The 16,825-nt window shown below is 38.1% G+C and carries 10 protein-coding genes; 3 read left to right on the top strand and 7 right to left on the bottom strand.

What is annotated here, in order from left to right; all coding sequences use genetic code 11:
* Positions 1–2 precede the first annotated feature (2 nt).
* The 7 genes from citF to mce form a co-directional block, all read right to left on the bottom strand.
* Positions 3–1,562: a citrate lyase subunit alpha gene (citF, locus tag ELS83_RS18255; RefSeq protein WP_216616677.1), complete on the bottom strand. Its 1,560-nt coding sequence runs from the start codon at positions 1,560–1,562 to the stop codon at positions 3–5.
* The gene (locus ELS83_RS18250) at positions 1,552–2,778 is read right to left on the bottom strand and encodes an aldolase/citrate lyase family protein (RefSeq protein ID WP_171596984.1); all 1,227 of its coding nucleotides are present in this window, start codon (positions 2,776–2,778) and stop codon (positions 1,552–1,554) included. Before ELS83_RS18250 ends, citF begins: the two co-directional genes overlap by 11 nt.
* Before the next feature lie 217 nt (positions 2,779–2,995).
* Positions 2,996–4,630 (bottom strand): sodium ion-translocating decarboxylase subunit beta, encoded by a 1,635-nt coding sequence (locus tag ELS83_RS18245; protein ID WP_249414501.1) that lies wholly within the window; start codon positions 4,628–4,630, stop codon positions 2,996–2,998.
* Between the two features lie 134 nt (positions 4,631–4,764).
* Entirely contained in the window at positions 4,765–5,187 is a 423-nt protein-coding gene (locus ELS83_RS18240; RefSeq protein ID WP_171596983.1) for a biotin/lipoyl-containing protein, read from the bottom strand.
* A 5-nt stretch (positions 5,188–5,192) separates the two neighbouring features.
* The gene (locus ELS83_RS18235; protein WP_171596982.1) at positions 5,193–5,543 is read right to left on the bottom strand and encodes an OadG family protein; all 351 of its coding nucleotides are present in this window, start codon (positions 5,541–5,543) and stop codon (positions 5,193–5,195) included.
* Between the two features lie 11 nt (positions 5,544–5,554).
* Positions 5,555–7,111 carry an acyl-CoA carboxylase subunit beta gene (locus tag ELS83_RS18230; protein ID WP_171596981.1) on the bottom strand — a complete coding sequence of 519 codons (1,557 nt, stop codon included), beginning with the start codon at positions 7,109–7,111 and terminating at the stop codon, positions 5,555–5,557.
* A 72-nt stretch (positions 7,112–7,183) separates the two neighbouring features.
* Entirely contained in the window at positions 7,184–7,588 is a 405-nt protein-coding gene (gene mce, locus ELS83_RS18225; protein ID WP_171596980.1) for a methylmalonyl-CoA epimerase, read from the bottom strand.
* A 780-nt stretch (positions 7,589–8,368) separates the two neighbouring features.
* Here mce and purL point away from each other — a divergent pair.
* The 3 genes from purL to ELS83_RS18210 all read left to right on the top strand — a co-directional run bounded on the left by purL (position 8,369) and on the right by ELS83_RS18210 (position 16,667).
* On the top strand, positions 8,369–12,058 hold the full coding sequence (purL, locus tag ELS83_RS18220) for a phosphoribosylformylglycinamidine synthase (RefSeq protein WP_171596979.1): 3,690 nt from the start codon (positions 8,369–8,371) through the stop codon (positions 12,056–12,058).
* Between the two features lie 125 nt (positions 12,059–12,183).
* Entirely contained in the window at positions 12,184–12,576 is a 393-nt protein-coding gene (locus ELS83_RS18215) for a hypothetical protein (RefSeq protein WP_171596978.1), read from the top strand.
* A 137-nt stretch (positions 12,577–12,713) separates the two neighbouring features.
* Positions 12,714–16,667: a PKD domain-containing protein gene (locus ELS83_RS18210; RefSeq protein WP_171596977.1), complete on the top strand. Its 3,954-nt coding sequence runs from the start codon at positions 12,714–12,716 to the stop codon at positions 16,665–16,667.
* The last annotated feature ends 158 nt before the right edge of the window (positions 16,668–16,825 follow it).

Raw genomic sequence — 16,825 nt, 5'->3', positions numbered from 1 at the left:
TTTTACATCTCTTTTACTTTATACACAACGTCAATTACGGTTCCATCAACCCATTTTATTGCCGCAACAATCTCATCAGATAATTCAACTGGTTCAGGAACACCACAAATCTCCTCTGCTTCTTGCTTTAAATCTCCCAGGCTTTTAATAGGAAGATCCGAATCTTGTAGTTTCTCTATCAAATCCTGCCTTAAAGGATTAATGGCAATCCCTCTTTCGGTTACAATTACATCGATCAACTCACCGGGTCCGCAAAGAGTGGTAACCCGATCGCGAATAATCGGTATTCGGTTTCTAAAGAGTGGAATGGGCAGGATCACTGTTTTTCCAAATAGGCAATTCTGCCATCCCCCTATTCCATGCAATAAATAACCATCACTATGTGTTACCACATTTGCATTAAAATTTAAATCTACTTCGGTGGCCCCAAGTATCACCACATCCAACATGCTTGCAAAATTTCCTTTACCATGATAATTATAGCTGGTAAATGGACTTGTCCATACATGATTTTCATTCTTCCTCATCGATTCTACGCCTGACAGATCAAAAGTTTGACCATCCAGTACATAATCAATCAATCCCTCTTCGAGCATATTTATAAGGTATTGATTACTTCCGCCTCTTGCAAATCTTGCCTTAATGCCTTTTCTTCTCATGATTTGGGCAAAAAAATCACCAATAGCCAAAGCAGTGCCGCCTGCTCCAGCCTGAAATGAAAAACCTTCCTTTATAATTCCGGCCTCATCACAAAATTTTGCGGTCAATTCCGCAATTAGCAATCGATCGGGACTCTTGGTGATTTGAGTTGTACCAGACACAATTTTCTCAGGAATCCCAATTTTATCTAACACCACTGTAAAATCCACGTAGTTTCCTTGTATTTGCCATGGAACACAAGGAAAGGGAACCAAATGATCTGTTACCACAATCACTTTATCGGCATATTGCGAATCGGCCAATGCAAATCCAAGTAAACCAGATGCAGATGGACCATTTAAACCATTGGCATTTCCAAATGCATCGGCACTGGCAGCTCCAATCACTGCAATATCAATTGTAAGCTCTCCATCCTGAATGGCCTGATACCTTCCTCCATGGGATCTGAGAACAGCAGTTCTTTTCATTTTCCCCTCGGAACAAAACTTTCCCAAAGGCCCGTTCATACTACCTTCGATACCTGCTATGGTACCATCTTCCAAATAAGGAATTAAATGTTCGTGGCAAGGAAAAGATGCTGATGGAAACCAAATTAAATCTTTTATTCCAAGATCTTTTGCCACATCAAACAGCTGGTTAGCCAGTAAATCTCCATTTCGAAAATGGTGATGTGTAGAAATTGTCATCCCATCTTTTATACCAGCCCTGAGCAGAGCTGATTTTAGGTCTGAAACCTGTTTATTTCCATCCGATGGGTAGTTTGCAGCCACAGAAATTCTGGCATTATATTTATTCCCCAGAGGATGGTATTTTCCTACTCCCTGGTAGGGAATAACAGCTTCTCCATTAATCTTATCAGGAACTTTTCTTCCTGCAGCATTGGTAATCATATCAGCTTTCATCTGTTTCCCTCCAATTTTCCGATACTAAGCCCAACTCTTTTGCCAGTTCAAGCGTTTTAAGTTGCCTCTTCACTACAGGAGCATCTATCATTTTACTTCCAAGAGAAACAACACCCAAACCTTTCTCCTTTGCGAGATAATAGGCATTCACAATTTTCTTTGCCTTTTCGATTTCCTGCAAATCGGGTGCATAGTTTTCGTGTATGACCTTTATTTGACGAGGATGAATACATCCCATTCCCTGGAATCCAAGGGCTTTTGAAGCTTTTACATTCTCCTGTAAAGCTTTTACATTCGCAACATCAGAAAAGACAGAATCAATGGCCTGAATTCTTGCCGCATGACAGGCATTAACAACTTTCATCCGCGCATAAAGAGACTCTTTGCCACCCTCACTTCTTTTTACACCAATATCAGCCGTATAATCTTCCAGACCAATCGCCATGGCAACAATATTTTTGGATGCACTTGTAATTTCAAAGGCATTCTCAATTCCTAAAGCACTCTCAATAATTGGCATTAACAGTATTTCCGACTGAATCTTATGTGCTTTTCTGATCCTACTAATCTCCTCCTCTACCCTTATTATCACCCTCTTATCTTCAACTTTTGGAATTAGTATCAGCTGAACATGATGCGGCACTACAAAATGCAAATCCTGAATCCCCATATCACCCTGATTAATCCTTACCATTCGTTCAGATCCATAGAAGTTTTGAGACCGCAAGGCATTTCTGACAATATAACGTGCTTCGTGTTTCTTAGCTGGTGCCACCGAATCTTCCAAATCCAATATAATCCCGTTGGCCTGATGAAGCCCGGCATTAATCATCATATAGGGCGTATTGCCAGGCAGGTACAACCGGGAGAACCTGTTTCTGTTGCGAACAGCCCGATCACAATTTGATTTTATTTGCGGAAGCAGATATTCCCTATTCGAATCTATTAGCTGAGAAATAGCAGCTTCCATTCTTGCTGCAATTACATAATGCAAGGCTCCTAAATCCTGAATTTGTATTTTGGCATTTTTGATGGCATAAAAATGCAACATATCCTGTACCAATTGGCAAATAGAATTTTGAAAGAATGCTTTAACCTTTGAATTTAAATCAATACAAATCCCCCCAGACTTTGTGAGTTCAATCTGGATTTTACAATCGCCTCTTAGTTTGGAATCAAAATTTCCGGCAATACCGATTTTAACTTTCTCTTCCATAGGTCCAGACTTGTATAAGATGCAAAACAGGAGAAACGGAAAATGAAATTATTCTCGCGCCTCTCCCATTAAAACCATTTTTACATCTGATATAATTAGTTACTATAAATATAAGGCAAGATTGTTCATAAAACAATGATTTATTGCAATATAATGGAAATTAAAAAGGGGTGTTCGTTACGAACACCCCTTGAAAATATGATTTTTTGATGTTTTCTTACATCAAGAAACTCAATAGAATACCTGCACCCACTGCAGAACCAATAACACCTGATACGTTAGGAGCCATTGCATGCATTAGAAGGTGATTCGAAGGATCATTTTGTAATCCCAGGTTTTGAACCACACGTGCACTATCTGGTACAGCCGATACACCAGCAGCACCAATCATTGGGTTAATTGGACGATCTTTAGGCGACAACCAGTTCATCACTTTCGCGAAGATTACACCACCAGCAGTTGCTACAATAAATGAAGCAGCTCCAAGGCCGAAAATCATGATTGAATCCTTAGTTAAAAATACATCAGCCTGAGTTGAAGCACCCACAGTAACACCCAACAAAATAGTAATAGTGTTAATCAATGCATTACTTGCTGTATCTGCCAATCTGTTTGTTACAGTCGATTCTTTTAACAAGTTACCGAAGAACAACATACCTAATAGTGGTAATGCAGTTGGCGAAATATAGGCTGTCAACAACAATCCTACAATTGGGAAAATAATTTTCTCAAGACGAGTAACCGCACGTGGTGGTTTCATCTTAATGGTTCTTTCCTTCTTGGTAGTAAACAAGTTGATAATTGGAGGTTGAATTACCGGAACCAATGCCATATATGAATATGCTGCAATCGCGATAGGACCAATTAAGTTCTTCACGGTTTCCCCATTGGCCATTACGTTCATACCATTTGCCAATTTCGATGAAAGGAAAATAGCTGTTGGACCATCGGCACCACCAATAATACCAATTGCACCTGCTTCTGGTGGAGCAAATCCTAACCAAAGTGCACCAAGGAAAGTAGCGAAAATACCAACCTGAGCTGCCGCTCCCAAAACCATCAATCTAGGGTTAGAGATTAGGGACGAGAAGTCGGTCATCGCACCAATACCAAGGAAAATCAATGGAGGATACCATCCGTTAACAACCCCGGAATATAGAATATTCATAACTGATCCTGGCTCATAGATACCTAACTTCAAGTTAAAGTCAACCGCCTGGAACATCGGAATGTTACCAATGATGATACCTGTACCAATCGGAATCAATAGCAATGGTTCATAGTCATATTTAATGGCTAAGAAAATGAATACTAAACCGATCAAAATCATCAGAAGGTGACCGCCGGTAACGTTTGCAAAGCCAGTAAACTCATAAAAGTTTTTCAAGCCAACAACCGCACCCGAGTTGTGTTCACAATCAAGCATTGGGTTTCCAAAGTTAAGCTGATCACCTTCGATTTTCGCAACGCGATCTTTCAACTTTAAGATTTCAGAAGTGGTAACATATGCATTTGAACCTGAGTTTGGATCAGTGTTTTTGTGCAAATGAGTTACCTCTTTCGGATTAAAAGTCATTGTCAAGCTTGTTCCTTCCAAAGTCCAATGACCAGTAAATCTCTGCTTAATCGAGTCCATTGTAAAAGTCTTATCTTTCTTGAACTCAATTGTTTTATAACGTTTTACGGTTTTTTTGGATTCACCAATGGGATTCGGAATATAACCATCTGTATGGTTAATCCATTTCCCGCTTGTTAGTTTTGCTGCTGCATCTTCCTGATTTTGAGCAAAGGCACTAAAAGCAAGTCCCATCACTAAAATCATCGAAAATACAATTTGATAAAGTTTTCTCATTATGTCTTTTAATGTTTAATGATTAATGATTAGTGCTTAATGGAAAATCTACAATTGGTTGTAAATAACACGCAAAATCTTTACAACTTATTGGTAAAATTTGAATTAAACATTGATCATCAAACATTCATCATTTATGAAATTTCTACTAACACATCATCTTGAAGTACACTCTCACCAACTGCAACTTTAACAGCTTTAACAGTACCTCCTTTTTCAGCCATGACATTATTTTCCATTTTCATTGCTTCCATCACCAATAGAGTATCTCCTGGGTTAATGGTATCACCAACAGCAATGTTAATTTTAATAATGCTACCTGGAAGTGGAGCTTTAACAACAGTTGAGCCAGCACCACCTTTTTGGATTTTTCCTTCACCTGGTTTGTTAATAACAGGCTTACGAACTAGTTTAGGAGTTTTAGATGCCTTTTCTTCAATATTAACATCTACATCATAGCTGGTTCCGTTCACTTCAATTTTGGCATTCGATCCTTGAAAATCCTTGATTTCAACATCGTATTCCTGGCCACGTATAGTAAATTTGAACTTCTTCATTTTGTTTATCTTGGTTGATTCATTACCCCATAAATCTTAGAGCTCCATGGAGAATAATTCTTTGTAACTTTTTTAATTGTGATGATATTACTCTCTTCATCGTGAAGCTGATTAAAGTGCATGTGCAATGCCATAGCGATAGCCGCATTTACATTTCCTTCTATATTCAAGTCTTCAACTTCAGCGCAAGGCTTACCTTCTTTAACAAGCTTCTTTCTCAAGTTTAGCTGTAAAAGTTTAGGCAAATTCATGAAAACAATAACAAGACATACCAACGCAAGAAATACGATTGAGTACCCAACAATTGCTACTGTCCATCCACCTTGACTTCCTATAGATAAAATATTCATTAACATAGAACTATTTTTTACAATGGAATATTAGAATGTTTTTTAGGTGGGTTCGATTGCTTTTTAGTCTGTAGAGACTGGAATGCACGAATCACTCTAAAACGAGTATTTCTTGGCTCGATAACATCATCGATATAACCGTATGAAGCTGCGTTGTACGGATTTGCAAATGCCTCGTTGTATTCAGTTTCTTTTTCCTCGATAAACTTCGCTTTTTCTTCGTCGTTTAGTTCGGCAAGTTTTCTACCATGAAGTACTTCGATCGCACCTTTAGCACCCATTACTGCAATTTCGGCAGTTGGCCAAGCATAGTTCATATCACCACGTAGTTGCTTAGATGACATTACATCGTGAGCACCACCGTATGATTTTCTAAGTGTAATTGTTACTTTTGGAACAGTAGCTTCACCGTAAGCGAACATTAATTTCGCACCGTGAGTAATGATACCGCCAAATTCTTGTCCCGATCCAGGAAGGAATCCAGGAACATCAACCAATGTTAAGATTGGAATATTGAAACAGTCGCAGAAACGGATAAATCGAGCCGCTTTTCTTGAAGATTCAATATCAAGTACACCAGCAAGGAAGTTTGGTTGGTTTGCAACCACACCTACCGACATACCGCCCATACGAGTAAAACCAACTACGATATTTTTAGCATAGTGACGGTGAACTTCAAGGAATTCAGCATCGTCAGCAATAGCATAAATTACATCCTTCACATCGTAAGGCATATTTGGGTTGTCAGGAATAATTTCATTAAGAACATCTTCCATTCTATCAATAGGGTCGTTACACTCTAAGATAGGAGCTTCTTCAAGGTTGTTTGAAGGCATGTAAGATAACAACTTACGGATAATCATGATACCTTCTTCCTCATCTTCAAGCATAAAGTGAGAAACACCTGATTTGGAAGCATGCATTTTCGCACCACCTAAATCCTCAACAGTGATATCTTCTCCTGTTACAGTTTTTACAACCTTAGGACCGGTAACGAACATGTATGATTTCTCTTCAGTCATCATGATAAAGTCAGTTAATGCCGGAGAATAAACAGCACCACCTGCACAAGGACCGAAAATTGCAGAAATCTGAGGAATAACACCTGAAGCAAGAATATTTCTTTCGAAAATTTCAGCATAACCTGCCAAAGCGGTAACACCTTCCTGAATACGAGCTCCACCTGAATCGTTCAATCCGATTACCGGTGCACCCATTGTCATTGCCATATCCATAATTTTGCAAATCTTCTGTGCAAATGTTTCTGACAACGAACCTCCGAAAACAGTAAAGTCCTGAGAGAATACGAATACCAATCGTCCGTCGATTGTACCTTGTCCTGTAACAACACCATCGCCTAAGAATTTGGTTTTTTCCATACCAAAATTAGTACAACGGTGAGATACGAACATATCGAACTCTTCAAAACTTCCTTCATCAAGAAGCATGTCGATTCTTTCGCGGGCTGTATACTTTCCTTTCTTGTGCTGAGATGCAATTCTTTTTTCACCTCCACCAAGCTTAGCCTCTGCTCTTAAATCAATTAATTTTTTAATCTTATCCTGACTAGCCATAACTATTATTGAGTTATTATATAATTGAGTTATTATATAATTATTGAGTTTTTATCTAATTTTTGAGTTTTCTTATTTTTCGCCACAAAGCTCTGTCAACACTCTCATTGTTGATTTTGGGTGTAAGAATCCAATTTTTAATCCTTCAGCACCACCACGAGGAGCTTTATCGATTACCTGGCAACCAGCTTCCTGAACATCGTTCAATGCTTCCTGAACATCTTCAACAGCGAAAGCAAGGTGATGCATTCCACCGCCAGTCTTAGCAACAAACTTACCAATTGGTCCTTCAGGATCAGTTGATTCTAACAACTCGATTTTTGTATCTCCAACCTTGAAAAAAGCAGTCTTCACCTTCTGATCAACAACTTCCTCAATTGCGTAACACTCCAATCCCAATACTTTTTCATAAAATGGAATTGCTTCTTCTAAGCTTTTTACAGCGATACCGATATGTTCAATATGCGATGGTTTCATACTAGTTAATTTTTAAAAATTTATTTTGGACAAAAATATCTATTCAAAAAATTTTGGTCAATGATCTTTAGCATTATTAAAGTTGTTCTTCAACATGTTCTCAAATCATCGCCCCAAAGACACTAAAGGCTGAATTTCAGCCAAATAATGCAAACTGCCAAATTTTACGGTAACGATTTCAATTATTTTTTTCGAAAACCTTTGCACCAACAGTCGTCATTTTGAATTACAGTTCAAAGGAATATGATTTTTTCAAAATAATTGAAAAAAATTTTACTATTACAAAACATATCTCCACAGCATGTTTTTGCATCAAATTCTATTTGATATTTTTAATTAATCCGAGTAAATCGAAGTCTTTGGCAGAGGTTGAATTTATACCATTATATATAGAGTAAAATAATATTGATTATTCGCCTAAATCAGCACATAAATAAAAGTAACAACCTGAACTCGATTAAAAATATCAATCACAGAAAATTAGATTTATTCGGGATTTACACTAAATAATAGAAGAATACTTGGGTATTTTTGAGGATTACTTTTAAATGCGAAGATGACATTTTATTGGGTTTGCCTGCTTTTGGTATAAATTTTCTCAAACTCTTTCGAAATATCCCGATATTACATCAAAATTTTGAGAAAATTTCTACTCAAAACCAAATCAAACTGTGAAGGTATTTTTAATCGAACTCAGGTTAATAATGCAAGTCTTTTATTTATATTTGCACTTTGAAACAACATTCAACCAATTTTATAAATTTATAAGTTGACTTTAAGATGATTTTATTCTTCAAAAAAGACGAAGTACACTTTGTTGTTCAGGCAACAAACCAATTGAATGGATTTGATCTTGACAAGCTTTCGTGGCTTTTTGGTAATGCCGAAAAATTAGATCAGGAAAAACTTGATGGAATTTTTGTCGGACCAAGAAAAGAAATGATTACTCCATGGAGTACCAACGCTGTCGAAATTACCCAAAACATGGGTCTGACTGGATTGTTGAGAATCGAGCAATACATTTTGGTCGAATCAGAAAATACAGAGTTCGATCCTATGTTGCAATCTATGTATAAAGGTTTAGATCAGGAGGTTTACACCATTGACAAGCAACCCGACCCAATCCTTTATATCGATAATATTGAAGAATACAATCAGCAGGAAGGATTAGCCTTAAGCGCTGACGAGATTTCTTACCTGAATGATGTCTCGGAGAAAATTGGAAGAAAACTTACTGATTCAGAAGTTTTTGGTTTTTCTCAAGTAAATTCTGAACACTGTCGCCATAAAATCTTTAATGGCACCTTTATAATTGATGGTGAAGAGAAAGAATCTTCACTGTTCCAACTCATTAAAAAAACATCTAAGGAAAACCACAATAGAATTGTATCGGCATACAAAGACAATTGTGCTTTTCTTGGAGGACCAAAAGCTGAACAGTTTGCGCCTTATTCGCACGACAAAGCTGACTTTTTCTATACAAAAGATATTGAAACAGTTATCTCGCTTAAAGCGGAAACTCATAACTTCCCTACAACTGTAGAGCCTTTTAATGGTGCTGCAACTGGTACAGGTGGCGAAATTCGCGATAGAATTGCCGGTGGTAAAGCTGCTATTCCAATGGCAGGTACTGCTGTTTATATGACTTCTTACCCAAGATTAGAAGCATCACGCAAGTGGGAAAGTGCAACAGAAGCCAGAGAATGGTTGTACCAAACTCCTGAAGAAATCTTAATTAAAGCATCGAATGGAGCTTCTGATTTTGGTAACAAATTTGGACAGCCCTTAATCGTTGGTTCTGTTCTTACATTCGAACATTTCGAAAACAACAAGAAGTATGGTTACGATAAGGTAATTATGCAAGCTGGTGGTATTGGATATGGAAGATTGGAGCAAGCACAAAAAGATGTTCCTGAACAAGGCGATAAAGTAGTACTGCTTGGTGGTGACAACTACCGAATTGGAATGGGTGGTGGTGCTGTATCGTCGGTTGCAACTGGTGAGTACGACAATGCAATTGAGATAAATGCCGTTCAGCGTTCGAACCCTGAAATGCAAAAGCGTGTATGCAATGCAATTCGTGCAATGGCTGAAGCCGATGAAAATCCAATCATCTCAATCCACGACCACGGTGCAGGTGGACACTTGAACTGTCTTTCGGAGTTGGTTGAAGAAACCGGAGGTAAGATCGATTTAAATGCTCTTCCTGTTGGTGATCCTACCCTATCTGCTAAAGAGATTGTAGGTAACGAATCTCAGGAGAGAATGGGGTTGGTAATGAAGGAAAAAGATGTTGAACTTTTAACCAAAATTGCCGAAAGAGAACGTGCTCCAATTTACCAAATTGGTGAAACTACCGGAGACATGAGATTTACATTTGAAGACAAAAAAACAGGTAAAAACCCTATTGACCTTGGACTTTCAGAAATGTTTGGTAAACCGCCAAAAACAATCATGAAAGACAATTCGGTTCAAGAAGGTTTCGAAGCTGTTTCATATGATATTAACAAATTCGAAGAATATTTAGAAGATGTTCTTCAGTTAGAGGCCGTAGCTTGTAAAGATTGGTTAACAAACAAAGTAGACCGTTCGGTAACAGGTAAAATTGCGATGCAGCAATGTGCTGGACCTCTGCAATTGCCATTGAATAACCTGGGAGCAGTAGCTATCGATTTCCAGGGCGAAAAAGGAATTGCTACTTCTATTGGACATACTCCTGTTGCTGCCCTTGTAGATTCTAAAAATGGTAGCCGTTTATCGGTTGCTGAATCGTTAACCAATATGGTATGGGCACCAATCGAGAAAGGTTTGAAAGGAATTTCTCTTTCTGCTAACTGGATGTGGCCTTGTAAAAACGAAGGCGAAGATGCTCGTTTGTATAATGCAGTTCAATCAATCAGTGATTTTGCCATTAAGCTGGGCATCAACATTCCTACAGGTAAGGATTCTCTTTCCATGACACAGAAATATGGAAAAGATGATGTTGTTTACTCTCCGGGAACAGTGATCATTTCAACCGTTGGTGAAATTATTGATATCAATAAGATGATCTCCCCAGTGATGAAAAACGATCAGGATTCTCATTTGGTTTATCTTGACTTCTCAAATGACAACTTCCAATTAGGCGGTAGTAGTTTTGCACAAATCGTTAACAAGCTAGGAAAACAAACCCCAGATGTTACAGATGCCGATTACTTTGTTAAGGCATTTGAATCTTTACAGCAATTGATTCTTGACGGCAAGGTATTGGCTGGTCACGACATTTCTGCAGGTGGTATGATTACCGCATTGCTTGAAATGTGTTTTGCGGATAACAAGCTTGGCGCTAAAATTGATTTAAACTCAATTGAAGAGAAAGACTTGATTAAGGTATTATTTAGTGAGAATCCGGGAGTTATTTTCCAGGTGAAGGACAAAGAGGCAGTTGGCAAAACTCTTGCTGAGAATGGTCTTCGTTTCCACTTTATCGGTTCTCCAGCTAAAGCAGGATTACTGGAAGTATCTAAAAATGAACAATCATTTAGCCTTGATATTCCAAGTCTGCGTGACCTTTGGTACAAAACTTCTTACCTATTGGATCGCAACCAATCTGGCAAAGAACTGGCTTTGGAAAGATTTGAAAGTTATAAGACGAATGAACTAACTTATCAATTCCCTGAAAACTTTACTGGTAAATTTGCTCAGTACGGTATCGATCCTAAGAGAAAAAACAAGTCAGGCGTTAAAGCTGCCATTATCCGCGAAAAGGGTGTAAATGGTGATAGAGAAATGGCCTGGATCATGCACCTTGCAGGAATGGATGTAAAAGATGTTCATATGACCGATTTGATTTCGGGTCGTGAAGATTTAAGTGATGTGAATATGATCGTATTTGTGGGTGGATTCTCAAATTCGGATGTATTAGGTTCGGCAAAAGGTTGGGCCGGAGCATTCCTTTATAACGAAAAAGCAAAGGCGGCATTAGATAATTTCTATAACAGACCAGATACTTTAAGTTTAGGAGTATGTAACGGTTGCCAGTTGGTTTCCGAACTTGGATTAATCTATCCAGAACATGAAAAACATCCAAAATTGTTACACAACGATTCTCATAAATTCGAATCTGGATTCGTGAGTGTTGAAGTTCCTGAAAACAATTCTGTAATGTTATCCACTCTTGCAGGAAGCAAAATGGGTATTTGGGTTGCTCATGGTGAAGGTAAATTCGAACTGCCATATGCAGTTGAAGAGTACAATATTCCAATGAAATATGCCTACGATCAGTATCCGGCTAATCCTAATGGATCTCCATTTGCAACTGCGGCAATATCTTCAAAAGATGGTCGTCATTTGGCAATGATGCCTCACTTGGAGCGTGCCACTTACCCTTGGAACTGGGCGCATTACGATGAAAACCGAATGGAAGATGAATTAACTCCATGGGTAGAAGCATTTGTTAATGCTAAGAACTGGATTATTGAAACTAAATAATCTCATATATATTATGATTTTTAATGCCTCTGCGTATGCAGAGGCATTTTTTTTTGTGTTCCGTTGAAGATGTGTGTATTAATTTTTATACCTTGTACCCTGCTAACTAATAAATCACAAAAAGTATGAAGAAAATTTTACCTATTCTGGCATTGCTGTTGTTTTGCCTGGGGTGTGCTCCCCCCAAAAAAATGAGCGATAATAGTTCCAATTCCCCTTCCCCCCCTCAAGAACAAAAAGTTGATCAAAATCAACAAATTGCCCCAGGTACTTGTTATTTATCTCTAAAGGATTGTGAAATCATTTCCGATCAGAAAATGATTAAAGGAAAAGTTTCTCAATTGCATGGATATGGTGCAGGTTTTACTGAGGTCATTCAATTGAATCAGGAAATTGTTATCAAGATTGATAAACAGGATGTACAAAAGTTAAACAAGCGAAGTGAATTCTCCTGTGTGATCTCCCAAGTGGAAAAAATGGGTAACAAGACATACCTGAAGTTAATTGAAGTAAAATAAATCTAATCCATTTGTCGTGGTAATAAATTTAGTTCCCCTTTAAACTAAATATCCCCCTTATGCCAACGACTTTTTTAATTACATGAAAAACAAATTGTACCTTTTTTATCTGGGTACAGAATTTAAGACAGATTAAAATGAAGAATTTATTAACCATTCTGACTATCATTCTTTTCAGTTGTTCTTTGTATGCACAAAACAAGGGGTTAACCGCGAAAGAGCAAAAAAACACAGGTGTTAAAGATATTGTTATCACCGAAAAGACCTATAAGGACATTACCGAAAGAACCTTAAACAAAAGAAAATTATCTAAAATTGCTGATAGAAATTCAGGCAAACCAAAAGTAGCCGATAATCCTTTAGCACGTAGATTATTTGAAATTGAGAAGCTTAAAAATCCTTTAACTGGTGAAGTTCCAGCCAATATTAAAGAGTTGGAAAGAGCATATGCACTTTCAGCCAGATCAGGATTAATGAGCAAAACAAAATCAGTTGGATTAAACTATACCAATAGTGGTCCTCGTAATGTTGGTGGTAGAACCAGAGCTCTTGCTGTGGATATCGCCGATGCAACTGGGAATACGATCATAGCTGGTGGTGTAAGTGGAGGAATGTGGAAATCAACCGACAGAGGCCAAAGCTGGACACGTACTACCGGACTAGATCAGCACCCTAGTGTAACAGCTATTGCACAGGACCCTAGAGCTGGTAACACATCAACATGGTATTATACAACTGGTGAGTACGTAGGAAATTCGGCAAGTGCTTCAGGTGCTTTTTATACAGGTAATGGTGTATTTAAATCGACTGATAACGGCGATACTTGGACGAAACTTGATGCAACAGCTACGAACACCTTTTCTTCTTTCGACAATTTATTCGATATCTGCTGGAACGTATGTGTTGACCCTAATAATGGCGATGTATATGTTGCAACTTATGGTGGAATCTATGTTTCGAAAGATGGCGGAGATTCATGGAGTCTTGATATCCAAACCATTGACGCAACCCTTTTAGCTGATGACAGAGATTATTCCGCTCTTACAGATGTTATTTGTACTCCTGCAGGTGTAAAGTATGCTACTTTAAGCTCAGGTGGAAACAAAAATGTAGGTGTTTGGAGAAAAGGAACTGCTGTAGATGCTATCTGGGAAGATATTACACCTACAAGTGGATTTCCTACCAGCTACCGAAGAATGGTAATTGCGCATGCTCCAAGTAATACCAGCCAGGACATTATCTATCTTTTAGCCCAAACTTCAGGTGCAGGTTTACAAGGCCATAGCTTTTGGAAACTTACTTATAACGGTACTGCAAGTTGGGAAGATCGTTCTCAAAATCTTCCTGAAGGAGGATCAGGCGATAGAGATGTAAATGGATACAACTCGCAAGGATCATATAACATGGTGGTAAAAGTTGCTCCTGATGATGAAAATATGGTTTTCATTGGAGGTACCAACCTATTTAGATCGGATGATGCATTTGCAACAAAAGCAAGCCCATTAAGTAATGGGGTTACAAATAACTCGAACACATACTGGATTGGTGGTTATGCAACAGAAAATAACGTTAGTCAGTACGACAATCATCACCCTGATATACATTCTTTAGTATTTATTGACAATACAACATTGCTTTGTGGACACGATGGTGGTATTAGTTTAACCAACAACGCCAAACAAACAGATGACTCTAACACTGGAGATGATAGCAAGCCTGTTGACTGGGTATTCCTAAATAACAGTTACCTAACAACTCAGCCATACACAATTGCCATCGATCACGATATTACCAGCAATAAGTTCTTATTGGCCGGATTTCAGGACAATGGTACCTGGCTTGGAAGAGATGCATTGGCTACTTCCGACTGGGTTTATTGGGGATCAGGAGATGGTAGTTATGCAAGTATCTTAGACCAGGGAAGACACTTTCTTTCTTCTTCTCAGAACGGAGTAGTTTACCTTGAAAATGATCCAAACGGACCAGGAGACTCATTCTGGACACGTGTTGATCCAGCTGGAGCTGAAGGTCAATTGTTTATTAATCCATTTATTGTTGATGCGAACAATAGTGAAGTAATGTACTATGCTGCGGGACAATATGTTTGGAGAAATAGCAATATTTTTGACATCCCTCAATTTAGTTCACAGTCGCCAACAACCAACTGGGAGAAGTTAGAAATATCTAAAGCTTCCGGAACGGTATCAGCATTAGAATCATCTACTTATCCTGCTCATGTTCTTTATTATGGTACTTCGGCAGGGAAAGTTTACAAAATTGAAAGCTCTCATAACTCAATGGCTAAAGTGACCGATATTACAGGTTCAAACATGCCAGGTGCATACGTAAGCTCTATTGATGCAAACCCATTAAATGCAGACGAAGTTATTGTCAGCTTCTCAAACTATAAAGTGGAGAGTGTATTCTATACCAATGATGGTGGTGCAAACTGGCAAGCAATCTCAGGAAACCTTGAAGATGGTACTGATTCAGGCAATGGTCCTTCGGTAAGTGCTGTAGCAATCATGGTTTCTCCAACCGACACTACTTACTTTGCAGGAACAAGTACTGGTTTGTACAGTACATCTAGCTTAAATGGTAGCTCTACGGTATGGACACACGATGCTGCTGATAAAATTGGTACTACCGTTGTTGACATGATCAAAGCAAGAAGAGATGGTTTCATCGCTGCTGCTACACATGGTAATGGTGTATTTACTGCTGATGCAGATTATAGCTCTGTTGCTCCTGTTGCATTAATCGGTATGACTGCCGATACGATTCAAGCAGGAGAATCAGTAAAATTCATGGACAGAAGTATTGGAGATGGCATTACAACTTATGCATGGACTTTTGCAGGTGCTGAAACAACTAGTTCAAATGATCAATTTCCAGAAGGTATCGTTTACAATACACCTGGTATTTACGATGTTAGCTTGACTGTAACCAACGCAACAGGAAGTCACACTCAAACCATTACTGGTGGTATTGTTATTAAGTCTGTGGAAGCTAAATTCTCAACAAATAACACTACAATTGACGTAGGAACTACTGTTCAGTTCAACAACTTGTCAGGATCAACTCCAACCAGTTATACCTGGAGTTTCCCTGGAGGAACCCCTGAAACTTCAACAGAAAGAAGTCCTTCGGTAACATACAATTCGGTAGGTACTTTTGATGTAAGCTTAACTGTAAGCGATGGTACTTTTACCGATACAGAAGTGAAGACAGGCTATATTACAGTTCAGGATCCTAACGATTTTGAAGATGACCTTCTTTACAACATTTTACCGGAAAACGAAAGTGAGTTAACTCAATTCATATTTACAGGTAGTAATGATGGTTATGTAACAGGACACACGAATCTTTTAATCGATCAGTATGCTGAGAAGTTTGAAATTACAAACTCAAACTTAAACTCTGTAAAACAGGTTCATATTTACCCATCTGTAATGCAGTCAAACTCGGCAGATCCAAGTGTTACTATCAAAATTTGGAATGGCACAACTGAGCCTACACAAGAAGTATACTCGCAAGTAGTTCCTTACTCAGAATTAACAGAAGATGAGTTTAACATTATCGATCTTGACTTTTCTGTAGCAGTAGAAGACAATTTCTTTGTTGGATACGAAATTAACTACACCACTCCTATCGATAGTTTTGCTGTAGCTCACCTTCCTTTAGAATCCGATAAGGGTTGGGACAATACAGCTTATATGCATTACAATGATTCATGGAGCGCTTATAGCGATATCTTCTCTGGAAATCCTAACACATCATTAGCGATTAAAGCTTTGGTTGGATACGATGCAGGTGCAACTGGTATCGATGATAACTTAGGCAATAGAAAAGTTGAAAAACTTTTGATTTATCCTAATCCAATGAGGGACAAAACTAAGGTTGAATTCCCTAACGATAGGAACCAGAAATACAGGTTAATTGTTGTGGATGCGAATGGTAGAGTTGTTCGAATTATTGAAAACATTACCGATAATAATGTAACCATTAATCGAGAACAGTTGAAACCAGGAGTTCATATCATCAATCTTACTGGTGAAAAAATCTATAAAGGTAAATTACTTGTGAAGTAAGAATACCATACTGAGTCGTCCTAAAATAGGTTGACACATTTATAAATTAATTATATGATCCAGTGAGGCTAGCCTCACTGGATTTTTGATGTATAAAATTAGGTGTTTTATAATTCAAACTCAAATGAGGTCTCTTGTTATTATAGATCCAAACAGAT

Source organism: Marinifilum caeruleilacunae (assembly GCF_013141825.1).
Classification (GTDB): domain Bacteria; phylum Bacteroidota; class Bacteroidia; order Bacteroidales; family Marinifilaceae; genus Marinifilum; species Marinifilum caeruleilacunae.
The sequence above is the reverse complement of the archived record's forward strand: the minus strand, read 5'-3'. Positions and strand labels throughout refer to the sequence as shown.

Bases quoted from the DNA above. Each gene is read 5' to 3' on its own strand.
- citF (WP_216616677.1), bottom strand. From the start codon at position 1,562: ATGAAAGCTGATATGATTACCAATGCTGCAGGAAGAAAAGTTCCTGAT.
- ELS83_RS18250 (WP_171596984.1), bottom strand. From the start codon at position 2,778: ATGGAAGAGAAAGTTAAAATCGGTATTGCCGGAAATTTTGATTCCAAA.
- ELS83_RS18245 (WP_249414501.1), bottom strand. From the start codon at position 4,630: ATGAGAAAACTTTATCAAATTGTATTTTCGATGATTTTAGTGATGGGA.
- ELS83_RS18240 (WP_171596983.1), bottom strand. From the start codon at position 5,187: ATGAAGAAGTTCAAATTTACTATACGTGGCCAGGAATACGATGTTGAA.
- ELS83_RS18235 (WP_171596982.1), bottom strand. From the start codon at position 5,543: ATGTTAATGAATATTTTATCTATAGGAAGTCAAGGTGGATGGACAGTA.
- ELS83_RS18230 (WP_171596981.1), bottom strand. From the start codon at position 7,111: ATGGCTAGTCAGGATAAGATTAAAAAATTAATTGATTTAAGAGCAGAG.
- mce (WP_171596980.1), bottom strand. From the start codon at position 7,588: ATGAAACCATCGCATATTGAACATATCGGTATCGCTGTAAAAAGCTTA.
- purL (WP_171596979.1), top strand. From the start codon at position 8,369: ATGATTTTATTCTTCAAAAAAGACGAAGTACACTTTGTTGTTCAGGCA.
- ELS83_RS18215 (WP_171596978.1), top strand. From the start codon at position 12,184: ATGAAGAAAATTTTACCTATTCTGGCATTGCTGTTGTTTTGCCTGGGG.
- ELS83_RS18210 (WP_171596977.1), top strand. From the start codon at position 12,714: ATGAAGAATTTATTAACCATTCTGACTATCATTCTTTTCAGTTGTTCT.